This is a genomic window from Lacibacter sediminis, from assembly GCF_014168535.1.
GTDB classification, from domain to species: domain Bacteria; phylum Bacteroidota; class Bacteroidia; order Chitinophagales; family Chitinophagaceae; genus Lacibacter; species Lacibacter sediminis.
The window spans coordinates 4316549-4338530 of the sequence record NZ_CP060007.1 but is presented as its reverse complement, the minus strand read 5'-3'; the positions used below and the strand labels follow the sequence as shown (position 1 = coordinate 4338530).

The window sequence follows — 21982 nt, the reverse complement described above, 5'->3', positions numbered from 1 at the left end:
ACAGCAGTAAATTTATGGAATCAGTCATTAAGGTCACTCAACTCAGTAAGGTTTTCAGCGAAATAACAGCGGTAAGCGATCTTTCTTTTACTGTACAGAAAGGCGATGTGTACGGTTTTCTTGGGCAGAATGGCGCAGGCAAATCAACCACAATTCGTATGTTACTTACGCTTATTACACCCACGAGTGGTTCCATTGAAATTTTCGGTTACGATCTCTACAAACACCGCAAAGAAATTCTGCGTAATACAGGTGCGGTAATTGAACGCCCTGATCTCTACAAATATTTAACGGCATACGAAACATTGCAACTGTTTGCAAAAATGAGTGGCGTGAAACTCAGCAAAGCAAATTTCATGGATCAACTGGAGTTGGTTGGACTTGCGCAACGTGCAAACAGCAAAGTGCGTACATTTTCGCAAGGAATGAAACAACGTTTAGGTATTGCTGTTGCATTGGTGCATGATCCGCAATTGATCATGTTAGATGAACCAACGAATGGGTTAGATCCACAAGGAATTGCTGATATGCGCAATTTGATTTTAATGCTGCGTGAAAAAATGAACAAAACCATTCTTGTTTCATCGCACTTGCTAAGTGAAGTGGAACAGATCGCTAACCGCATGCTCATTATTGACAAAGGAAAGAAATTGGTGGAAGGAACAGTTGCAGAATTATTTCATCCGGATGATACGGTGGTGTATATCGAAACAAACGACCAGGTGCGTTGCGAACAATTGCTGAAGCAAAGTAATTATGCTGATAAATTGATGGGTGTGGATATAGGCGGTATTGAATTGAAACTTCGTAAAGAAGATGTGCCGGTGCTGACAAAACTGTTGGTTGAAAATAATATCAGTGTATTAGGTATTACTGCCAGGCATTCATTGGAAGACTATTTTTTAAAGATCACAACAGCGAATCAACATGTGGAGCCTTTTAAAAATTGAGTTGTTCAAAGTATTCAAACGTCCACGCACATACATTGCGTTTATTGCGGTGTGGGCAATTGTGTCGTTGATACAACTGGCCATTTATGTTGATGGAGCCAAGTACATGGATTTTGTGTTGAAAGATGTGAAAGACAATTTTGATGTGATCGGTAATCCGTTAAATGGATATTTTGTTTGCTTTGTAATTTTACAAACATTGCTCATACATGTGCCACTGCTCGTGGCATTGGTGAGCGCAGATATGATTGCGGGTGAAGCAAACATGGGAACGCTTCGTTTACTGATCACAAAACCGGTGAGCCGTACAAAACTGCTGATGAGTAAATTTCTTGCATCGGCTATCTATGCCATCATCCTGCTAATCTGGATCGCTGTACTCGGTTTGTTTTTGTCCATGGCCATATTCGGAACAGATGGGTTGATGAATGCAAAAAGTTACGAGATCATCATTTTAAACGGGAATGATATTTTCTGGCGTTATCTCTGTGCTTTTGGGTATGCAGCAATAGCGCTCATCACGGTATCATCACTTGGATTTTTCTTTTCCATATTTGCTGAGAATTCACTTGGACCAATTGTTGCAACCATGAGTGTGATCATTGTATTTACCATTCTTACCACACTGGATATTCCAATGTTTCAGAATGTAAAAGACTTTTTCTTTACCTCGCATATGATCGGTTGGAAAGGATTTTTTGAAATGAAAGTGGATGCAGATGGCATGTCTATTCCTGGCACTATTCGAAATTTACCTGCAGTTTTAAGAAGTGCAGGCATCCTTTTGTTACATATTTTCATCTTTACAGGGTCGGCTATCTATATTTTCAACCGGAAAGATGTCTTGAGTTGATAATAGACTGGTTAAAATTTAACGTTTAATGTTGTATTGATTATGAAGAGTAAATTTTATTTGATGCTGTTATTCAGTAAGATCGTCCTTGCGTCCTTTCTCTTGCTACCTACCTCATCAATAAAAGCGCAAACGGCAGATGAACTTCTCCGCAATGTAAAAGCAAAGATGGATAAGGTGAATGATTATATTGCTACAGGTAAAATGAAAACCGATGTAGTGTTCATCAAAGCACCGATTGCCAACATCAAATCGTACTTTAAGAAACCAAACAGATTCGCTATCAAACGTGATGGAGGTGTTTCTCTATTACCAAAAGGCGGCGTAAGTGTGAATGTAAGTTCGTTATTACTTACCGATAGTTATACAGCCATCGATGCCGGACCAGGAACCGTGGCAGGTACAGCAGTACGTATTATTAAACTTTTACCACTTAGTGAAACAAGTGATGTGGTGTTAACGACGATGTATATCGATGAAAAGAATTTACTCATTCGAAAATCAAGTACCACAACTAAAGAGAATGGCACTTATGATATGGAAATGCAGTTTGGCAAATATGCTGAGTGGGGGCTGCCTGATAAAGTGATCTTCTCATTCAATACAAAAGATTATAAACTTCCGAAAGGTATTACGTTGGAGTATGATGATGGCAGTAAAAAACCGGAATTGCCAAAAAATAAAAAAGGAAAAGTAGAGATCAGCTACAGTTCTTATGTCATCAACAAAGGTGTAACAGATGCAATGCTTAAATAAAAAGGCAACGCTGTTGTGCCTTGCCTTTATCTTGTTTCTTGTACCTTGAATCTTGTCCCTTAATTCTTTATTCTTCCTCAATCTTCTCATCTACTGCTCTTGCCAGCATAGCCGCACTCATTTTGCGTAGAGGATTTTTGCGTGCATCAGCATAACCGTTGCGGCTTCTGAAAATATCAATAGCCATAAACAATGCTGCTCTTATTGATGACTCATCAGCTTTACCTTTTCCTGCAATATCAAATGCAGTTCCATGATCGGGACTAGTGCGTATGCCCTGCAAACCAGCAGTGTAGTTTACACCTTCACCAATAGCAAGTGATTTAAAAGGGATCAATCCCTGGTCGTGATACATGGCAAGAACTGCATCAAATTTTTCATGCTGTCCACGTGCAAAAAAAGCATCCGAACTGTAAGGTCCAAAACAAAACACATCGCTTTGTTTCGCTTCTTTAATGGCAGGTTTAATAATTTCTTCTTCTTCTTTACCAATCAACCCTTCATCGCCAGCGTGTGGATTTAATCCAAGCACTGCGATCTTTGGTTTATCAATGCCAAAATCTTTTTTCAGCGATTGGTTCATCAGCTTCAGTTTACTTACAATGGCTTCTCTTGTAATATGCTGGGCAACTTCAGCCACAGGAATATGTTCTGTTACCAATGCCACTTTAATATTTTCGGCTACCATAAACATCACCACATCATTTGCTTCAAACGCAGCTTTCAAATAAGGTGTGTGACCGGTGTATGGGAAAGCTTCCGACTGTACATTTTTTTTATGGATAGGAGCGGTTACCAAAGCATCGATCTGCTTTTCTTTCAAAGCCTTTACAGCTTCGGTGAGAGAAATAATTGCATAGCTGCCGCCAACATCTGTTAATTGCCCCGGAGTAATGCTCACTTCATCTTCCCAGCAACTGAACACATTCACTGTTTTAGGGCTCAAACGCTGGAAATCCCTTACTGCCTGGTAATTGAAATTGCCATCGCTCACGGATTTTTTATAGAAATTGATGCTTTTGTTCGATGCAAAGACAACCGGTGTGCATAGCTCTGTAAGCCTGCTGTCAATCAGGGTTTTAATAATAATTTCGATGCCAATTCCGTTCAGGTCGCCACAGCTGAAGCCAATAACTGGTTTTTGTTCGGGTTGCGTCATAAAGTAAACTGTATTGCTTACAAATGTAGTGGATTGTTTGTTTTAGAAAGCCATTGCTAAGCGTTTGAAAAACAGGCTGTTTCAGCCATTGCAACTTTTCTGCGTGAATCAATTGCAGAATTTACGGTGTTTTCGTGGGAAAAAAAGGTGAGGTGCTAAGTGGAAATTCATGGCTGATTTTTAGGATATGAGTGCAGGCGTTTCTAATTTGTGTCAAAATCGTAATCCCCATGAAAACAATTATTATGGTTGCAGCGCTTGCGCTGTCTTTCAGCACATCACAGGCTAATGATTGCCTCGTTTCAAGCAAACCATTTATTGCAAAAGCAAAGCCAGTGGCTGCACAGGGTTTTGGATACTTCCGAATCCATCGTATAGCCAATGATGTTGCGCTTAACTGGTCAGTAACTAATCCCGGATCTGTTACACGTTTTTCAGTTGAACGTTCATTCGATGCAGGCTTCAGTTTTGCAGAAACGCTTGAAGAAGTTGAATGTTCTTCAGCTAATCCATCTTACAAATACAGGGACTGTACTACTTTTCCTGGCTATTTGTATTACAGGGTTGCAGCTCATTATGCAGATGGTTCTACAGAATATTCACCTGTGGAAATGATCCGCATTGTTAGCCGCAGAGGCTAAAATTATTGACAAGGCTGTATAGCGTTACAGTATACAGCCTTGTTTCATTTAAATCCGTTACTTATGAAACAACTTTTACTCAGTTTGTTTCTCGTCCTTGCCCTAACTAACCAAACATTAACTGCCCAGATTACAACAGCTCAGATTAAAGCAAGATTTGGTGTGGAGGCTGATTTGAGAAGCAATTTTTATAACGGCTTTTTGCAGGTTGGTAACGATGACTGGTTTAGCCAGAATAACATCGTTGGATTAGGTGTAGGTGAATTTATAATTGATACAACCGGTGCTGCAGCAATATTGGCTGCATACAATTCTCAACCGGCTACAAGAAACTATCCCTTTTTCCGTAACATGCGTTACCCGCAGTTTCATGTGTTAAATGGAATGTTACTGATAGACGGTATTTTCATTCGTGACCATCACGGCGATGATTCAACAATCTTTGCATCTGGTAGTAATAAGAACGGGATGAACCCGAATACTTGGACAACACCTGTATCGCAGAGCGTGCCTGATAAGAATGAAATTCTTGATATGTTCATGCATGTACGTAGAGATGGAGACGGTACAGAAACAAACGATTCACTTTGGCTGTTTGGCGGAGTGTCTATTGAAAACACGACCGGTAACCGTTATTTTGATTTTGAAATGTACCAAACCGACATTTATTATGATAAACCCAATTTGAATTTCAAGGGCTATGGACCTGATGATGGTCATACTTCCTGGAAATTTGATGCATCGGGAAATATTTTAAGCGCAGGGGATATTATTCTAACGGCCGAGTACAGCAGTTCTAACCTAAGTATGGTTGAAGCAAGGATTTGGGTACATAAAGATGCCTTACTCATAACACCGACAGCTTTTAACTGGGCTGGTACATTTGATGGTGCCAGTGCAGGTGCAACATATGGCTATGCTGGCATTACACCCAAAACAGCCGGAGCTTTCTATAATGGTTTGCAAAGTGTGAACAGTACATGGGCAGGCCCATTTAAACTGGTATTGGGTAGCCAGACCGTTGTTGATACATACACGGCCAGACAGTTTATGGAATTCTCCGTAAACCTTAGCAAACTTGGTCTTGATCCATTGGTGAGAGAAGGTGATGTGTGTGGCTTACCATTCAGAAGAATATTAGTGAAATCAAGAGCATCTACTTCATTTACGGCAGAGTTGAAAGACTTCGTAGGGCCTTTCAGTTTTTTCCGTGCGCCAAGTGCTCAGATAGAAACTGATTTTCCTGTTCTTTGTCCGAGTGGTGTTGCCGAAGTGTATGTAACCAATCCATTAACAACATCAGTATATAACTGGACAACTATCGGTGGTAACATTGTCGGTCCGACATCAGGCGATCGTATTACCGCAAGTATGGCAGGTACTTATATTGTAAGCCAAACCTTAATGGATAGTTGCGGAACCGTTTATGCAACCGATACTGTTACCATTACACAATACGCCGCCTGTGAGGTGCTTGCGGGTAAACCTTATAACTTCAACGCAAAACTGCAAGGCAAATCAGGTATGATCAGTTGGAACAGTGATAGTGAAGAAGGGATTGCTTATTTCCAGGTAGAACGTAGTGCAAATGGTACTGATTACACTTCTGTAGGCAACCGAATTTCGCCCCGCAGCGGTGGTGCTTATTCTGAACTGGATGACCTTGTTAACTTCCGATCTACCGAAGTATTTTATCGATTAAAATATGTTGGCTCAGGCGGACAGGTATTTTATACAAACGCAATACGATTATTTATTCGCCGTAATAACGGGTTTGAATTAGTCGTGTCGCCTAACCCTGCAACTAATCTTTTCCGGATAAACTTTACATCGGATAGAAATCAAACAGCTGAGATCAATATTACAAACAGTGTTGGATCGGCTGTGTACAGGAGCATAGAGCAGGTAAACGTAGGCATAAATGAGTGGATGATCACTGAGCCTGCAAAATGGAGTCCTGGTCAATATGTAATTCAATGTAAAGTGGGGGATGAAATATTCAGGAAACGGATCATTGTTTCACATTAAATCAATTCAACTGCCCCCCGTTAAAATCGGGGGGCTTTTTTCTGCTACTTTTGCAGCGTGCAATACACGCTCAAAAAATCCTTAGGCCAGCACTTTCTAAAAGACGAATCAATTTCAAAAAGAATTGTGGAAGCTGTTATGGATGAACATCCGCAGCATTTGGTGGAAGTAGGTCCCGGTGCCGGTGCCATCACCAAATATTTTTTGCAATACCCTGATCTTGATTTTAAAGCTGTGGAACTCGATGCTGAAAAGATCACTTATCTCGAACATACATTTCCGGCGATCAAAGGAAAATTGCTGCATCAAAGTTTTTTGGATGCTGAATGTCCTTTTACGGAACGGTTTATGATAGTAGGTAACTTCCCTTACAATATTTCATCTCAGATCTTATTTAAAGTATTGGATTGGAAAGAACAGGTGGATTGTGTGGTAGGGATGTTTCAGAAAGAAGTGGCACAACGTGTTGCATCCAAACCGGGATCAAAAGCGTATGGTATATTGAGTATTTTGGTACAGGCTTATTTTGATGTGGAGTATTTGTTTGATGTGGATGAACAGGCATTTAATCCTCCGCCAAAAGTGAAGAGTGGTGTTATAAAGCTGAAACCGATCAAAGCAATTCCTTTGATGCAAAGTGAACAGAAGTTCAAATTGCTTGTTAAGACTGCCTTCAATCAACGGAGAAAAATGTTACGTAACGGCGTCAAAGGATTGTTTGATCCGGAAGAATTGAAAGATGAATTGTTCAATAAACGGGCAGAACAACTTTCGGTAGATGATTTTGCAGCGCTTACATTCAGGATGAGATAGATCAGCAGGTGGCCATTATAAAAAATTACAATCAACAGCAGAGAATAAAAAAGTGAAAGTTATCATTACAGCCAAGTGTCATGATTACCTGCAGGAAAAACTGCGGGAGGGAGGGTATGAAGTAATTTATGCGCCAACAATCACATACGAAGAGTTAGCACTTCAAATAGAAGATGTTGCAGGACTCGTGGTTTCAACACGGGTGAAAATTGATGCGGCTTTACTTGAGCATGCAAAAAAAATGATCTGGATTGGAAGACTTGGCAGCGGATTGGAATTGATTGATGTGCCTTTTGCCGAAAGCAAAGGCATCAAAGTATTAAGCAGCCCTGAAGGCAACTGTGATGCGGTGGGAGAACACACATTGGCTATGTTGCTGAACCTGATGAATAAGATCAGCCACAGTTTTGAAGAGGTAAAGCAACATCAATGGTTGCGTGATGAAAATCGTGGCGTTGAATTAAATGGAAAGACCGTTGGTATCATTGGCTTTGGGCATACGGGCCGTGCATTTGCAAAAAAACTTCGTGGATTTGATGTAACCATTCTTGCTCATGATAAATATCAATTCGAGTTTGGTGGCGAACAGGTAAAAGAAGCTTCTCTTGAACAGGTGCTTCGTTACAGCGATGTGATCAGTTTACATTTACCACTTACCAACGAAACCTATCATTATGCAGACACTGCTTTTTTTGAGGCAGCAAAACAACGTCCATTTTTTTTAAATACATCACGTGGTAAAGTGCATGGCACCGTTGCTATAACTGATGCATTGAAAAGAGGATTGATCGCAGGTGCCGGTTTAGATGTACAGGAGAATGAAAAACTTCAAACTTATACTGAAAGTGAGCAACAACAATTTGATTGGCTGGCTGCACAACCTAATGTGATCTTAACGCCGCATATTGCCGGTTACACACATGAAGCATTTTATAAAATGAGTAAAGTGCTGGCCGATAAATTAGGATTGCAGTAATCAGTTGACGATTTTTACCGGTACATCTATTCTCACTTTATCCCAACCAATACTGATCTTATTATTTCCCACAAAATATTGCAACCGCTCCAGGGGTTGTGCAAGTGCAACAGGTTTTACTTTTAAACGGATGACATCATCTTTCGCATCATAATCATCAGCAAGGTGCTGGTTATAATTCTTGTTGATTATAAAGATCCATTCTGTTTTTGAAGGAATGGTGAAAATGGCATAGGTACCTGCAGGAATGGTTTTATTACCAATGCGAAATGCTTTACTGATCTCAATGTTGGTGGCTGAATGTGCGCCGGTTACCCAAACTTCATCAAGCGGTACCACACCGCCCCAGATAATACGTCCACGAACACCTGGTGAATAGTAATTGATACGTACATTGGCCGTGCCTATTTTCCCTATAGCTGCTGATCGGATACTTTTTTTAGTAGTATCTTTTTTGGCGTTTGGGTTATAGTTGATGTTTTTTTCCTGGGTACGACCGGTAAATGCAGCAAAGCACAATACGAGTATGACAGCAATTTTTTTCATGAATAAGTTTGCCAAAAATAGGGAAAGCAGGAGGTTTATCTACATTACAGATTTTCAAATTATTATTCTAGCTCCGGCCAGCTGTTAAAGCTTTCCCATGGGGTTGATTAAAAGCAAACAACTGTTCCCTGTTTCAAAAAAAGGTTCTATTTTTGCTCTTTAACAAAACATGCAACGCTTCAAACTCAATTGAGGCGTTGTTATTTTTTTGTATAACCGTAAAGACAAGGAGGAACCATGAGCGTTCAATATGTTACTAAAGAAACACTGGAAAGATTGCAGGCCGAGTTACAACACATGCGTGGGGTAGAACGACCAGCTGCATCAAGAGCAATTGCAGAAGCACGTGAAAAAGGCGATTTGAAAGAGAATGCTGAATATGATGCAGCCAAGGAAGCGCAGGGTATGCTGGAGGCAAAGATCAGTCAGCTTGAAGGTGTGCTTGCCACTGCACGTGTGTTGGATGAAAGTACCATTGATACAAGTCGTGTTGCTATATTAACCAAAGTGACCATCACCAATTTAGCGACCAAGAAAAAACTTACTTACCAGATCGTAAGTGAACAGGAGGCTGATCTGAAAGCTGGTAAAATATCAGTTACATCACCTATAGGTAAAGGATTACTTGGCAAAGAAGTGGGCGAAGTGGCCGAGGTGCAGGTGCCTGCTGGTATTGTAAAATTTAAAGTAGAAGAGATCTTTGTTTAAAGAAGCTACTCGCTGCAAGCTTTGCGTGTTTGTATTGAAGTTTAATGATTAGCAAAGTGTAGAAGTTTTGGCGAGTGTCGAGAAGCGAGGGGCGTGAAGCTATAAGTCTTCTTTGTTTGTCACTACCTTTATCGGGATGAAATATGGATCATCATTGCAACGTGTCTTCTTTTATCTTCGTTCAAAATTAGTTGGCGGCATGAGTATTTTTTCAAAGATTATAGCAGGCGAAATACCATCGTATAAAATTGCAGAGAATGACCGTTTCTATGCTTTTCTTGATATTTTTCCATTGGCTGAAGGTCATACACTGGTTGTTCCTAAGAAAGAAGTAGATAAGATTTTTGATGTGGACGATGCTGATCTTGCTGAGCTCTTGCTTTTTGCAAAACCAATTGCCAAAGCAATAGAGGCTTCATTCAAATGCGATCGTGTAGGTATTGCAACCATTGGATTAGAAGTGCCGCATGCGCATTTGCACCTTGTGCCGATCAACAGTGCAGATGATCTCAATTTTACCAGACCAAAACTGAAGTTAACCGAAGAGCAAATGAAAGCTGCTCAACAAAAAATACTGCAACATTTAAATAAGCAATCAGCATGACCCAGGTACAGTACGATCAGTATGGCTATAAACGTAAGAAGGGAAAGAAAGCACCACGTCCGCAATTGATCACTATTCTTTGTGTGATTCTCTTTGCATGGGGGCTTGGTGAAATTGTATATTCCTATACCGGTAATACTGCCTTGAACAAAAGTGGTATTGACACATTGTATCCCGCAGTAAATGCATTAATGATGGTATTCAGTTTTGTTGCGCTGAGTGGCACATGGAGTATGGAAAAATGGGGCCCCATTAGTTTTGTTATTGTGGTAACACTGAAACTGGCGGTTGATCTTCTGTTCGGACACTTCAACCCGCTTTATCTACTGGCTTATGTTCCTGCTGCCATTTTCTTACTGGCACTTAAGAAAATGCGGAAGACAGATTAAGTGCTGATGAATTTATGATGTAGGATTTATGATGGCTGATTTATGATGACGATGCTTGAATCTTGTGTCTTGTTCCTTGTTCCTTCTTCCATGTGCCGTATCCCTTATTTGACTTTTACTCTTCCCGGATTCTGTTTAATAAAATCTTCCCAGCCTTTTACTTTCCCGGCTGTTTTCAACAAGGGTTTATTGGTTTGAAAGTGATGACAAAGAGCTACTGATAATGCATCAGTCGCATCAAAATATTTTGGTTTGGCTTTAAAGTCGAGGTAATGCTGAAGCATTTTCCAAACCTGTTCCTTATCGGCATTTCCATTTCCTGTTACAGCTTGTTTTACTTTCTTAGGCGAATATTCGGTAACTGATAAACCGGCATTCATGGCAGTAGCAATGGCTACACCTTGCGCTCTTCCCAATTTGAGCATACTCTGCACGTTTTTGCCAAAAAAAGGAGCTTCAATAGCAAAATCGGTAGGCTTATGCGTTTCAATCACCTCTTTCACTTTTTCGTGGATGAGTTGTAAACGGATGTACACGTCTTTGTGTTTGGTAAGTTTCAGCACATCCATTTCAATTAAATGCAGTTGCTGTTGGCGAACGCCAATCAAACCATAACCCATAATAACAGTACCGGGATCGATGCCTAAAATGATTTTCGAAAAACTTTGCAAGGAGCAGGTTAATTTTGACCAAAATAAACAGAAACTGAACAGGAAATTCAAAATCTTTATCAATTACTTTCTGGGCCCTATACTTTTTGTGTGGATTAGCATATCCTTATACAACCAAGTGAAGCAACAACCCGACTTACCACGGGCATGGCAGCAGATAAAACAGGCCTTTATTGGTAATGAAAGCTGGAAGTTGTGGTTATCTGTTTTATTGATGCCGGTTAATTGGGGCCTGGAAACATGGAAATGGTATTTGCTGGTGAATAAGTTTCAACCGTTATCGTTTCAAAAAGCATTTGAATCTGTGTTGAGTGGATTATCGCTGGCGGTGAATACGCCCAATCGTATTGGTGAATATGGCGGAAGAGTAGTGTACCTGAAGCCTGATTTCAGATTGAAAGGAGTGGCACTTACCCTTGTAACAAGTGTTGGACAGTTACTGATCACATTGGTTTGCGGCTTTATTGCCTTACTGATCCTGAAACCCCGGCTACACGATGTGCAGCTTGGTGGTACACATTTATCAGGCATATTGCTGCAGGTATTGACTTGGTCGGTATTATTTTTTATCGGGTTAACAGGACTCTTTTTTTTCAGAATACAGATGCTAGCGAAAGCACTGCAATGGATACCGGGTTTAAAAGAAAAGTTATCGTTTGCAAACGTGCTGGATGGCTTGCAAAACAGAACGTATCTTGTAATATTATTCTATTCGTTTTTACGTTTTGTAGTTTTTGCGTTACAGTATGTGTTGATATGGCAGGCACTGCAGGTTGATATTCCGTGGTGGGAGGGTTTCTGGAGTGTGGCACTGATCTTTTTGATCATGGCAATTGTACCGGGGTTCGCTATTGCTGATGTGGGTATCCGTGGAGCTGTGGCGCTTAGTATTGTGAGTGTGTTCAGTGCAAACAGTATTGCTGTTCTTGCAGGCACGGCTGGTATCTGGTTATTGAATCTTGTAGTACCGGCGTTGATCGGTAGTTTGTTGTTATTGACGATAAAAATATTTAAGGAACGATGAAGATCACTGCAATTCTGTTTTCAGTAGTACTGCTTTCATTTGCACCTGTTTCCACGCAACCGGAAACAAGTGACGAATTTTGCGCCAGCGTCCGGAATTTTGCCTGGCAAAATGGAGAGACCATCAACTACCAGGTGTATTACACATTAGCGGGTGTTTATGTAGCCGGTGGCAATGCCGATTTCCATATTAATCTTGAACGCTATAACGGGAAACCTGTTTATCATCTTATTGGAGAAGGGAAAACAACTTCATTCTTTGATGGTTTTTTTAAGGTGAGGGATAAGTATGAAAGTTTTATTGATACTTCTACTTTGCAACCTTACAAGTTTGTACGTAATATTTTAGAAGGCGATTTCAAGAAATTCGAAACAGTTACATTTAATCAACAGGGCAATACTGCCACATCGCAAGGTGGCACATTTAAAACGCCTGATTGTGTGCAGGATGTATTGAGTGCTATTTATTATTCCCGCAATATTGATTTCAACAAATACAAACCCGGCGACAGAATTCCGTTCAATATGTTTATTGATGATAAGACCTATGGTTTGTACATCCGCTATCTCGGTAAAGAAAAAGTAAAGACCAAGTATGGCAAGTTCAATGCTATCAAGTTTAAGCCGCTGCTGATCGAAGGAACTATTTTTAAAGGTGGTGAAAAGATGACGGTGTGGGTGAGTGATGACGCCAACCGTATACCCGTTCGTATTGAAAGCCCCATTTCAGTTGGCAGTATAAAAGTGGATATGATGGGCTACAAAAACACACGTCATAAGTTGACCGGGTTGATCAGCACGAGATAGTGCAGCCGGTAGTTGATAGTGGATAGTTGTGAGTGGCTATCCGATGTTGCTGAAACTTTGCCTCTTTGCGTAAAACTATTTTCTTAAATCTCATCCAGCCGAAACGACTCTTTCATTCGCACACCCTTTTCTGTTTGTTGCAAGCTGCAGCACTCGATCGTTGGATCATGTTCAAAGAATAAGATGTAATCGTTCTCTATAGCTTCTGTCAGGAAAGATTTTTTTTCGTTCAACGTAGTAAGCGGAAACATATCATACGCCATTACATATGGGATAGGAATATGTGCGGCAGCAGGTAACAGATCAGCCATGTACACAATGGTCTTGCCGTTGTAGTTGATCTGCGGCAACATCATACTTTCGGTATGACCATTTACAAAACGCACCGACATATTTTCATTAAATTCAGAAGAAGATAACTGATGAAACTGCGATTCACCCGGCAGAATAAATTTCAACTGCCCGCTTTCTTCAATCGGCAGAATATTTTCTTTTAAAAAGGAAGCTTTCTCTCGGTCATTTGGTTTTGTGGCCCATTCCCAATGTTGTTCATTGCTCCAGAATGTTGCATTCTTAAACGCAGGCACTAATTTATCTCCATCACGTTTTATAGAACCACCACAATGATCGAAATGCAGATGCGTAAGAAACACATCTGTGATATCATCTTTACTGAAACCATGTTTGGCCAACGACTTATCTAACGTATCATCACCATGCAAATAATAATGACCAAGGAATTTTTCGTCCTGTTTATCACCAATGCCATTATCAATTAAGATCAACCTGTTGCCATCTTCTATCAGTAAACAACGCATGGCCCAGCTGCAGAGATTATTTTCATCAGCAGGATTCAGTTTGTTCCACATCACTTTCGGCACTACACCAAACATAGCACCACCATCTAATTTAAAATTACCCGTATTGATCGAATAGAGTTTCATAACAGCTTTGTTTGTTCTTTCCTTTGTGTATACAAGGTATGTAAGAGAAACAGCAGACCAAGCACAAAGAAAATGATGAGCACTAAAATGGAATTACGCATGTCTTTTGTGAGGCCTTCAATTATGCCGAAGGAGAACAGGCCAATGACAATTGCAAACTTTTCTGTTACATCATAAAAACTAAAGAACGATGCCGTGTCTTTTGTTTGAGGCATCAACTTGGCATAAGTAGCTCGGCTCAATGCCTGGATACCACCCATGACCAATCCAACAAACGAGGCCACAATATAAAAATGCATTTCAGTTTGAATATAGTAACCGCCAATACATGCACACACCCATAGCAACACGGTAAAGATGAGCACACGTATGTTGCCAAACTTTCCAGACAACCTCGACATAAGCAGTGCGCCAACAATTGCTACTACCTGCAGTAACACCGCTGTGATGATCAATTTTACATTTTCAAGATTCAGGATCTTAATACCAAAATCAATGGCAACGAGTAATACAGTTTGTACACCCATGCTGTAAAAAAAGAAAGCTGTTAAAAAGCGTTTCAGCACCGGCATTTTGATAACCTGTTTCCACACAAGTTGTAATTCATGAAACCCATTCACCAATACATGTTTCTTGAGTTTACGTTCGCTTTTATCACTGCGGTTCGGTAAACGGCTGAAAGGAATTTGTGCAAAGACAACCCACCAAACACCCACAAGCAGGAAAGTGATTTTTAATGGAAGTGATGGGTCTTCTTTCATAAATACTACCAATGCAAAACCAACCATCTGCAATAACACACTGCCGATATAGCCCATGGTAAATCCTTTTGCGCTGATGCGGTCCATATCTTCTTCCGCAGCAATTTCCGGGAGGTATGAATTATAAAATACCTGTGAGCCATAAAAGCCAATGCCTGCAAACATGAAGCACACCAAACCAAGCATCACATTGTTCTTATCAAAGAAGAACATGAGCGAACAACTGATTGCGCCTAAATAGCAGAAGAAACGCATGAAGTTCTTCTTATTCCCTTTGTAATCGGCAATAGATGAAAGAATAGGCGATAGTAATGCGATCAGTAAAAAACCAGTTGCTAACACGTAATCTTTCAATTCTGTATTCACAAAATTTCTACCGAACAACTTGATACCGTCGGGGAAATTTTTGATGCCTGTTACAGCGGCATAATAAGCAGGAAAGAAAGTGGTGGTGATCACCAGGTTGTAAACACTGTTGGCCCAATCGTACATGGCCCAGCCGTTTACAATTTTTTTTGAAGCAGTCTGCATACAGATGGTTTTTGGTTGGCAGGAAAGACTGCCTGTATGAAAATAGGATAATTAAACGAAATGCTATTTCAGGTAGCCCGTCATAAACAGGATGAGCAGGATAATGCCCGCAATAATTCGGTACCAGCCAAACAAACGGAATCCATGCTTCTGTAAAAAGCCGATAAAGAATTTAATGGCCAGCATCGCCACCACAAAAGCAACTACGTTACCAATAATAAAAGCCTGTGTGTATTGAGTTGAAGAAAGAATAAGATCATAACCCTTTACATCAACACCATTTTCATTCCAGTCTTTCAGGAATAACGAATAGCCTGTTGCTGCTGCCATGGTTGGCACTGCAAGAAAGAAAGAGAATTCAGCAGCCAACGGTCGTGTAAGTTTTTGCTGCATACCACCGATGATGCTGGCAGCACTACGACTTACACCCGGTATCATCGCCACACATTGCCACAAACCAATCATGAATGCTTTGCCAAATGAGATTTCTTTTTCTTCGCTGATGGTATGTTGCTTAAACACATTATCAATGAACAACAAAATAATACCCCCAATCAATAATGTAATAGAAACTGTTAACGGACTTTCCAGCAGCTCATCTATCTGATCACTGAATAAAAAACCAAGCAGCAATGCAGGTATTACTGCAACAATCAGTTTTGCATAAAACTCCCAGCGTTTAAAATCGAAAAACTTTTTCCAATACAACACAACAACACTTAAGATGGCACCAAGCTGTATTGCAACAGTAAACAGTTTGGTGAAATTATCAGCAGGTACATTCATTAGCCGCTCAGCAAGGATCATGTGGCCGGTGGAAGAAACAGGAAGATATTCCGTTAAACCTTCCACAATGGCAATGATGATGGATTCAATTGTATTCACACAACTAATTTGAAAATTTGAAAATGAGGTTAAATTGAAAACGAAAAAGCCAATTCAAAAATTCGAAATCAATTTTCAAATTTTTGAATTGGCTCATCTTCAAATTATATTGCTTAGTCTTTTGGTTTTTTCATGATGGCATAGATCTCAATAATCAAACCACCAATGATGAGGAGCGGAGCCAAAGTAATACGACGGAAGCTGTACACTTCGTCTTTATTAAACACATTTGGATCGGCACTTTTGCCACCAATCATCAACAGAAAACCAAGAATGATCACGGCAGCACCAATGGCCATCCACTTGTAATTCTCTTTGGTAAAAATGGTTGCTATTTTTTTCTGGCTCATAGTCTTGTTTTGAGGGATGCAATATAAGGAAAAGCTGTTAGTCGATAGCCGATAGTCATTAGCCGGTAGTTTTTACTAGCCACTAACCACTATCGGCTAACGGCTTAATATAACTCGTCTAGTTTCATACGTAAATACTTCATCACACTGCGATGCGTGCTGTAAAGCGAAATGCCCACACCAATCGCAATAATGGAACCGAATAGAATGAGGTAGATCTTTGGATCACGCAGCGCCTTCATATCCGGAATATAGCTTTCAGCCCAGGTAATAACCGCCCAAATGGCTGCAATGGCAATGCCCGAACTGATGAGTCCATTGATAATCGCCCTAACATTCATGGGTTTTGCAATAAAGCCTCGGGTAGCGCCCACCATCTGCATGGTTTTAATCAGAAAACGGTTGCTGAACATGGCCAGTCGAATGGTGGTATCAATCGATACGATCACAATGGCGCTCAGCAAAATAGCCACGATCAGTAAAACAATACCCACTTTCTGTGCCCTATCGTTAAGCGTTGTTACCAGGGCTTCGGGGTATTGTACCTCGCTGATCACACCGGGGAAACGGGTCATCAGGTCGGCTGTAATTTTATCAAGACTGTCTTTCTGCACATAGTCCGACTTAGCATAAAAGTCAACACTTTCGGGCAAAGGATTTTCGTCGAGGATCTTATCCCAGCTCTCATTGCCGTCTTTATTATAAATTTCCTTCGCCATTTCTTTGTTGATGTAGGCCGAAGATTTTACGTAAGGCTGTGCTGCCACATATGAGGTTAAACTATCGATCGATTTTTTATTGGTCGTACTCAGCCATGCATGAAACTGTATGTTTTCACGCAGGGTGGTACCCACTTTCTGAAAATTTAAGAAGATCCATCCTAAAACACCGAGGATGAAGAGCACCAGTGCCACACCAATAATACTGTAGAGGTATGATGGTTTAGAACGTTTCATTGATGCTTTGTTCGGTTGTTGCGCCATGCCTTGTTGATTTAATGTAAGTTCTGTTGTGACTGTTTTATCACTTTGAAACAGTGACAAAAATAGCGTATTTAAGAGTAATACTACGAACAGGGTATTGTAACGGACGTGAAGTGTTTCTATTTTTATATGATTAGTTTGTTATATAAGTTTTAACAAACACATCTAATCATTTAAAACATGTTAACATGAAAAAACACACTCACCTGATGGCATTGGGCCTGTTCATTCTCTTTATCAGCAGTTGCTGTAAACCCGAAGTTATTGGTTCGGTAGCTAACACGCTGCGTCCACAACAAACAAACAACTGGTGTTGGGCCGCCACAACACAAATGCTGGCACAGCACGTTGGTATCAGTGTCAATCAATGCGATCTGGCAAATCAACGCTTTGGAAGAACTGATTGTTGTAACAACCAGGGAAGAGCAGCATGCCCTAAAACAGATTCCTGTAACCGTCCCGGCTGGTTAATGCTTACAGAAGTAGGCATGACTTTTTCTGAAACGCAAACAGCACGCTCCTGGGAGGATATGCGTAAGCAGATATACTGCAGCAAAAAACCAATGGGTTATGCTTACGGAACTCCCGGTGTGGTAGGGCATGTTCTTGTCATTAAAGGCTACATTACTGTTGGAACAACCAATTATCTCGTATTAAACGATCCGTGGGCACCATGTGCCGGCGAAGAAAGATTGATTACGTATGAACAATATGCAGACCCTGCCGGTACCGCTACACATTGGAACACATGGTACAATATTGCAAAACCATAATCGTCCGTTGAGATTATCAGTTATCATTCATAATTAAAAAAACAAACAATGAGAACAAGTATCTATATAAAAGTGGCTACCTTACTTATTATCACAACAGTTATTGGTTGTAAAGATCAGAAGCAAGGAATGAGCCAGAGCGCACCAAAATATTATGCAACAGAAAACGAAGCGATTGATAAAGCAAAGAGCGATTTGCTATCGATCATCAGAACAAGCAAGGGGCTTTCGCTTGGTGTGGATGAAAAGGCATTGCAGGAAGCAAAACCGGGTGCTGCGGTAAAACAATCAAATATTGATTTTGAAAAATTACTTACTGCCGATTCCTCATCTTCATTTGAAGGGATCAAGAAAGGAGAGATGGCAACAATATTCCCATTAGTTGCAGGCGATCGTGTTGTTACCGTTGTGGAGCTGAATAAAGATGAAAAAGGGTGGAGTATTGCGGGGCTCGCCGGCAAATCAATTGCCAATGATCTGAATACCATCAAAACTGTTGTTGGTCCGGATGCAGAGATCAGTGTATATGATATTCCCAACCTGCAGGTAAAGGTATTTGGAGTTAAAAAAGACGGAGCGGAAATATTTTACACAGATTATGGCGGTCAATTCAGTTTGCGGCAGGGAGTTAATGCGAGTCAATTGATGCCTGTTCTGGCTAAAGCGGCACAGGAGTTTCAGCGGCTTTATGGCGATGAGCTCAAAAAACAAAGGCTGGTAAAATAAAGAAACTGCATAGTGGCCCCTTCCATACTTCACGGAAGGGGCTTTCTTTTGGGCCTGTTTCATTACTTTTGTGGCCCGCTAAACAGCTTACTTCTGTTCGGTTTCAGCCAAAAAAATGCTGTATACAAGAGTGTTTACGAGTTATGTTTTGAGATTTAAAGATTAAATAAAAGTCAAGCGATATTTTATAAGCATGGAATACAAGTTCAGAGAAATTGAGAAGAAATGGCAACAGCAATGGATCAATACAAGTGCCTACAAGGTTTCGAACGTAAGTGAGAAACCAAAATTTTATGTGTTGGACATGTTTCCTTACCCAAGCGGTGCAGGGTTGCATGTGGGTCATCCGCTCGGTTATATTGCCAGCGATATTTATTCCCGTTTCAAACGCCTGAAAGGATTTAATGTATTGCATCCGATGGGTTACGATGCATTTGGTTTACCTGCCGAGCAGTATGCGATTGAACATGGCGTACACCCGGCCGTTAGTACCGATCAGAACATTAATAATTTCCGCAGACAGTTAGATAATATTGGTTTCTGTTACGATTGGGATCGTGAAGTGCGCACCTGCGATGCCGGTTATTACAAATGGACACAATGGATCTTCTTACAACTCTTCAATAGTTTTTACAACCGTAAAACAAACAAAGCCGAAAAGATTGAGGTGCTGATTGCAGCTTTTGAAAAAGAAGGTAACGCAACACACCAAATTCCTCATTCCCAATTCCCGATTACTTCATTTACTGCAGAACAGTGGAAAGCTTTTGATGAAAAGACAAAGCAGGATATTCTTATGCAATACCGCCTTGCTTATTGCGGCTATGGCGAAGTGAACTGGTGCGAAGCATTGGGTACTGTTTTAGCGAATGATGAAGTAGTGAATGGTGTGAGTGAACGTGGTGGACATCCGGTGGTGAAAAAGAAATTGCGTCAATGGTATTTGCGTATCACCGAATATGCCGATCGTTTACTGGAAGGTTTGGAGCGTATTGAGTTTAGCGAAAGCATGAAGGAAATGCAAACAAACTGGATTGGGAAATCAAGCGGCGCTGAAATTGATTTTGCAATAAAAAATCATGATCAAAAGTTAAGAGTATACACAACAAGGCCCGATACCATCTTTGGTGTTGACTTTATGGTGATTGCTCCGGAGTTGGATTTAGTTGATCAAATTAAATCTGTTGAGCAAACAACAGCTGTTGATGAATACATTGCTTATGTAAAAAGCCGCAGTGAGCGTGAGCGACAAGCGGAGAAAAAGATCAGCGGTGTGTTTACCGGTGCCTATGCAGTGAATCCATTTGATGGAAGAGAAATTCCGATCTGGATAAGTGAATATGTATTGGCGGGTTATGGCACAGGTGCAATTATGGCGGTGCCTTGCGGCGATGATCGTGATTTCAAATTTGCACAGCATTTTAATATTCCCATCACCAATATCATTGGCAAACATTTCAACGGTGAAGATGCAAACGCAACAAAAGATGCAACGCTTGAAAACAGTGGTTTCTTAAATGGTACGCCGATGCGTGAAGCTGCTGAAATAGTAATTGGTAAGCTGGAGGAATTGGGCATTGGTACACGAAAAGTAAATTACAGAATGCGTGATGCAGCGTTCAGCCGTCAGCGTTATTGGGGCGAACCATTTCCTATTCAATGGAAGAATGGTACTGCTTATCCGTTAAACGAAACCGAGTTGCCGCTGTTATTACCTGAAGTTGATAGCTATTCTCCCGGACCTGAAGGTGAAGGTCCATTGGCAAATATTCCGGAGTGGGTGGCGAAAGAATTAGAAACGAACACGATGCCCGGCTATGCAGGATCATCCTGGTATTTCTTACGCTATATGGATCCGCATAACGACCAAGCATTTTGCGACCGTGCAGTAAGTGATTACTGGAACCAGGTGGATATTTATATTGGCGGAACAGAACATGCAGTGGGGCATTTATTGTACAGCCGCATGTGGACGAAAGCCTTGTACGATCTTGGGCATATTGGTTATGATGAACCGTTTAAGAAATTGGTGAATCAGGGGATGATACAGGGCTCTTCAAGGTTTGTATATCGATTGCTTTTTCCGGACAGTGTTTCAATGTTGCGTGGCGATTTATCTTCAAATCATGCGCCAGTATTTATCTCAGAAGGTATTTATAAAAAACTAATGGAGATAGATGTTGATAATGTTATCGAAAGAATTAGATATATAAAATCTGTAGCCCCAAGTAGTGAATCAATTCAGAACGCTTCGAATTCAATAGTTACTTCGAAGTTGCATGTTGATGTAAATATTGTGGATGGATTTGAACTTGATATTGAAGCTTTCAAAAAGTGGCGTAACGGCGAATATGCAAATGCAGAATTTATTTTAGAAGATGGTAAATACATCTGTGGTTCTGAAGTTGAAAAAATGAGCAAGAGTAAGTTCAATACAGTGAATCCGGATGATCTTGTAACCAAATACGGCGCAGATACCTTCCGCATGTACGAAATGTTCCTCGGCCCTGTTGAGATCAGCAAACCTTGGGATACAAAAGGTATTGAAGGTGTTCATCGCTTTATCAAAAAACTCTGGCGATTGTTCTACGATGAAGTGAAAGGTCAGGTGTGGAATCACGACAAAGCAACAGATGCTGAGTTAAAAGTATTACACAAGACCATCAAGAAAATTGAAGACGATACAGAACGTTTCAGTTTTAACACCGGTGTGAGTACATTCATGATCGCCGTAAATGAATTGAGCGATTTGAAATGTTATAAGAAGGAAATTCTGGAGCAGTTGCTTATTCTATTAACGCCTTATGCGCCGCATGTGAGTGAAGAGCTGTGGAGTGCTTTAGGCAACAGTGGTTCTATTCTTGATGCAAGCTTCCCGAAATTTGAAGCGAAGTATGTTACTGAATCAACCAAAGATTACCCGGTTGCGATCAATGGTAAAACAAGAACAGAGTTAACCTTAGACCTCAGCATCACACAAGCAGAAGTGGAACAAATTATTTTAAATAATGAAGTGGTGTTGAAATGGCTTGATGGTAAACAACCAAAAAAGATCATCTACGTGAAGAATAAAATGATCAATGTAGTTATATAACTTGCGGTGAC

Annotated in this window: 23 protein-coding genes; 15 read left to right on the top strand and 8 right to left on the bottom strand. The window is 40.6% G+C overall.

Annotated features, from left to right (window positions below; all coding sequences use genetic code 11):
- Positions 1–14 precede the first annotated feature (14 nt).
- Genes H4075_RS18490 through H4075_RS18480 form a run of 3 tightly spaced genes read left to right on the top strand, consistent with a single transcriptional unit; the run spans position 15 to position 2559 of the window.
- Positions 15–950: an ABC transporter ATP-binding protein gene (locus tag H4075_RS18490; protein WP_182802303.1), complete on the top strand. Its 936-nt coding sequence runs from the start codon at positions 15–17 to the stop codon at positions 948–950.
- A complete protein-coding gene (locus H4075_RS18485) occupies positions 928–1803 on the top strand; it encodes an ABC transporter permease (RefSeq protein ID WP_182802302.1) in 876 nt (291 codons plus the stop codon). The genes H4075_RS18490 and H4075_RS18485 overlap by 23 nt, the downstream gene beginning before the upstream one ends.
- Positions 1804–1845: 42 nt before the next feature.
- Complete coding sequence (locus H4075_RS18480) at positions 1846–2559, top strand: LolA family protein (RefSeq protein WP_255460229.1); 714 nt, start codon at positions 1846–1848, stop codon at positions 2557–2559.
- 67 nt (positions 2560–2626) lie between these two features.
- Here the strand turns inward: H4075_RS18480 and pdxA are convergent, their stop codons facing one another.
- On the bottom strand, positions 2627–3718 hold the full coding sequence (gene pdxA, locus H4075_RS18475; protein ID WP_182802301.1) for a 4-hydroxythreonine-4-phosphate dehydrogenase PdxA: 1092 nt from the start codon (positions 3716–3718) through the stop codon (positions 2627–2629).
- A 230-nt stretch (positions 3719–3948) separates the two neighbouring features.
- Here pdxA and H4075_RS18470 point away from each other — a divergent pair, with 230 nt between their 5' ends.
- The 4 genes from H4075_RS18470 to H4075_RS18455 all read left to right on the top strand — a co-directional run bounded on the left by H4075_RS18470 (position 3949) and on the right by H4075_RS18455 (position 8176).
- Positions 3949–4359, top strand: a complete 411-nt coding sequence (locus H4075_RS18470) for a hypothetical protein (protein ID WP_182802300.1) — start codon at positions 3949–3951, stop codon at positions 4357–4359.
- Between the two features lie 63 nt (positions 4360–4422).
- Positions 4423–6387: a T9SS type A sorting domain-containing protein gene (locus H4075_RS18465; RefSeq protein ID WP_182802299.1), complete on the top strand. Its 1965-nt coding sequence runs from the start codon at positions 4423–4425 to the stop codon at positions 6385–6387.
- 57 nt (positions 6388–6444) lie between these two features.
- A complete protein-coding gene (rsmA, locus tag H4075_RS18460; RefSeq protein ID WP_182802298.1) occupies positions 6445–7200 on the top strand; it encodes a 16S rRNA (adenine(1518)-N(6)/adenine(1519)-N(6))-dimethyltransferase RsmA in 756 nt (251 codons plus the stop codon).
- Between the two features lie 52 nt (positions 7201–7252).
- Positions 7253–8176, top strand: a complete 924-nt coding sequence (locus H4075_RS18455; RefSeq protein WP_182802297.1) for an NAD(P)-dependent oxidoreductase — start codon at positions 7253–7255, stop codon at positions 8174–8176.
- On the opposite strand, the gene H4075_RS18450 is transcribed toward H4075_RS18455, so the two are convergent.
- Positions 8177–8722 (bottom strand): DUF2911 domain-containing protein, encoded by a 546-nt coding sequence (locus H4075_RS18450; RefSeq protein ID WP_182802296.1) that lies wholly within the window; start codon positions 8720–8722, stop codon positions 8177–8179.
- Positions 8723–8959: 237 nt separating this feature from the next.
- On the opposite strand from H4075_RS18450, the gene greA reads away from it, so the two are divergent.
- From greA to H4075_RS18435, 3 genes are all read left to right on the top strand, one after another.
- Positions 8960–9430, top strand: coding sequence for a transcription elongation factor GreA (gene greA, locus H4075_RS18445; protein ID WP_182802295.1), 471 nt, complete (start codon positions 8960–8962; stop codon positions 9428–9430).
- 199 nt (positions 9431–9629) lie between these two features.
- Complete coding sequence (locus H4075_RS18440; RefSeq protein WP_182802294.1) at positions 9630–10034, top strand: HIT family protein; 405 nt, start codon at positions 9630–9632, stop codon at positions 10032–10034.
- Positions 10031–10423 carry a hypothetical protein gene (locus H4075_RS18435; protein ID WP_182802293.1) on the top strand — a complete coding sequence of 131 codons (393 nt, stop codon included), beginning with the start codon at positions 10031–10033 and terminating at the stop codon, positions 10421–10423. Before H4075_RS18440 ends, H4075_RS18435 begins: the two co-directional genes overlap by 4 nt.
- Positions 10424–10527: 104 nt before the next feature.
- Here H4075_RS18435 and ruvC read toward each other — a convergent pair whose 3' ends face one another.
- The gene (gene ruvC / locus H4075_RS18430) at positions 10528–11094 is read right to left on the bottom strand and encodes a crossover junction endodeoxyribonuclease RuvC (RefSeq protein ID WP_182802292.1); all 567 of its coding nucleotides are present in this window, start codon (positions 11092–11094) and stop codon (positions 10528–10530) included.
- 118 nt (positions 11095–11212) lie between these two features.
- Between ruvC and H4075_RS18425 the strand changes: the two genes are divergently transcribed.
- The gene (locus H4075_RS18425) at positions 11213–12118 is read left to right on the top strand and encodes a lysylphosphatidylglycerol synthase domain-containing protein (RefSeq protein WP_182802291.1); all 906 of its coding nucleotides are present in this window, start codon (positions 11213–11215) and stop codon (positions 12116–12118) included.
- Positions 12115–12924: a DUF3108 domain-containing protein gene (locus tag H4075_RS18420; RefSeq protein WP_182802290.1), complete on the top strand. Its 810-nt coding sequence runs from the start codon at positions 12115–12117 to the stop codon at positions 12922–12924. Before H4075_RS18425 ends, H4075_RS18420 begins: the two co-directional genes overlap by 4 nt.
- 83 nt (positions 12925–13007) lie before the next feature.
- Here H4075_RS18420 and H4075_RS18415 read toward each other — a convergent pair whose 3' ends face one another.
- The 5 genes from H4075_RS18415 to H4075_RS18395 all read right to left on the bottom strand — a co-directional run bounded on the left by H4075_RS18415 (position 13008) and on the right by H4075_RS18395 (position 17438).
- Positions 13008–13868 carry an MBL fold metallo-hydrolase gene (locus H4075_RS18415; RefSeq protein WP_182802289.1) on the bottom strand — a complete coding sequence of 287 codons (861 nt, stop codon included), beginning with the start codon at positions 13866–13868 and terminating at the stop codon, positions 13008–13010.
- Positions 13865–15160 (bottom strand): MFS transporter, encoded by a 1296-nt coding sequence (locus H4075_RS18410; protein WP_182802288.1) that lies wholly within the window; start codon positions 15158–15160, stop codon positions 13865–13867. Before H4075_RS18410 ends, H4075_RS18415 begins: the two co-directional genes overlap by 4 nt.
- 63 nt (positions 15161–15223) lie before the next feature.
- Positions 15224–16045: an undecaprenyl-diphosphate phosphatase gene (locus H4075_RS18405; protein ID WP_182802287.1), complete on the bottom strand. Its 822-nt coding sequence runs from the start codon at positions 16043–16045 to the stop codon at positions 15224–15226.
- Positions 16046–16158: 113 nt separating this feature from the next.
- Positions 16159–16395, bottom strand: a complete 237-nt coding sequence (locus H4075_RS18400) for a DUF3098 domain-containing protein (RefSeq protein WP_182802286.1) — start codon at positions 16393–16395, stop codon at positions 16159–16161.
- Positions 16396–16499: 104 nt separating this feature from the next.
- Entirely contained in the window at positions 16500–17438 is a 939-nt protein-coding gene (locus H4075_RS18395) for a cell division protein FtsX (RefSeq protein ID WP_182802285.1), read from the bottom strand.
- A gap of 128 nt (positions 17439–17566) precedes the next feature.
- Between H4075_RS18395 and H4075_RS18390 the strand changes: the two genes are divergently transcribed.
- The 3 genes from H4075_RS18390 (at position 17567) to H4075_RS18380 (ending at position 21971) form a co-directional block, all read left to right on the top strand.
- Positions 17567–18151, top strand: coding sequence for a C39 family peptidase (locus tag H4075_RS18390; RefSeq protein WP_182802284.1), 585 nt, complete (start codon positions 17567–17569; stop codon positions 18149–18151).
- A 48-nt stretch (positions 18152–18199) separates the two neighbouring features.
- Positions 18200–18877: a hypothetical protein gene (locus H4075_RS18385; RefSeq protein ID WP_182802283.1), complete on the top strand. Its 678-nt coding sequence runs from the start codon at positions 18200–18202 to the stop codon at positions 18875–18877.
- A gap of 193 nt (positions 18878–19070) precedes the next feature.
- Positions 19071–21971, top strand: coding sequence for a leucine--tRNA ligase (locus H4075_RS18380; RefSeq protein WP_182802282.1), 2901 nt, complete (start codon positions 19071–19073; stop codon positions 21969–21971).
- Positions 21972–21982: the final 11 nt, after the last annotated feature.

Coding starts and splice junctions, on each gene's coding strand:
- H4075_RS18410 (WP_182802288.1), bottom strand. CDS start 15,160: ATGCAGACTGCTTCAAAAAAAATTGTAAACGGCTGGGCCATGTACGAT.
- H4075_RS18470 (WP_182802300.1), top strand. CDS start 3,949: ATGAAAACAATTATTATGGTTGCAGCGCTTGCGCTGTCTTTCAGCACA.
- H4075_RS18380 (WP_182802282.1), top strand. CDS start 19,071: ATGGAATACAAGTTCAGAGAAATTGAGAAGAAATGGCAACAGCAATGG.
- pdxA (WP_182802301.1), bottom strand. CDS start 3,718: ATGACGCAACCCGAACAAAAACCAGTTATTGGCTTCAGCTGTGGCGAC.
- H4075_RS18390 (WP_182802284.1), top strand. CDS start 17,567: ATGAAAAAACACACTCACCTGATGGCATTGGGCCTGTTCATTCTCTTT.
- H4075_RS18465 (WP_182802299.1), top strand. CDS start 4,423: ATGAAACAACTTTTACTCAGTTTGTTTCTCGTCCTTGCCCTAACTAAC.
- H4075_RS18415 (WP_182802289.1), bottom strand. CDS start 13,868: ATGAAACTCTATTCGATCAATACGGGTAATTTTAAATTAGATGGTGGT.
- H4075_RS18400 (WP_182802286.1), bottom strand. CDS start 16,395: ATGAGCCAGAAAAAAATAGCAACCATTTTTACCAAAGAGAATTACAAG.
- H4075_RS18435 (WP_182802293.1), top strand. CDS start 10,031: ATGACCCAGGTACAGTACGATCAGTATGGCTATAAACGTAAGAAGGGA.
- greA (WP_182802295.1), top strand. CDS start 8,960: ATGAGCGTTCAATATGTTACTAAAGAAACACTGGAAAGATTGCAGGCC.
- H4075_RS18450 (WP_182802296.1), bottom strand. CDS start 8,722: ATGAAAAAAATTGCTGTCATACTCGTATTGTGCTTTGCTGCATTTACC.
- H4075_RS18420 (WP_182802290.1), top strand. CDS start 12,115: ATGAAGATCACTGCAATTCTGTTTTCAGTAGTACTGCTTTCATTTGCA.
- H4075_RS18490 (WP_182802303.1), top strand. CDS start 15: ATGGAATCAGTCATTAAGGTCACTCAACTCAGTAAGGTTTTCAGCGAA.
- H4075_RS18480 (WP_255460229.1), top strand. CDS start 1,846: ATGAAGAGTAAATTTTATTTGATGCTGTTATTCAGTAAGATCGTCCTT.
- H4075_RS18440 (WP_182802294.1), top strand. CDS start 9,630: ATGAGTATTTTTTCAAAGATTATAGCAGGCGAAATACCATCGTATAAA.
- H4075_RS18485 (WP_182802302.1), top strand. CDS start 928: ATGTGGAGCCTTTTAAAAATTGAGTTGTTCAAAGTATTCAAACGTCCA.
- H4075_RS18385 (WP_182802283.1), top strand. CDS start 18,200: ATGAGAACAAGTATCTATATAAAAGTGGCTACCTTACTTATTATCACA.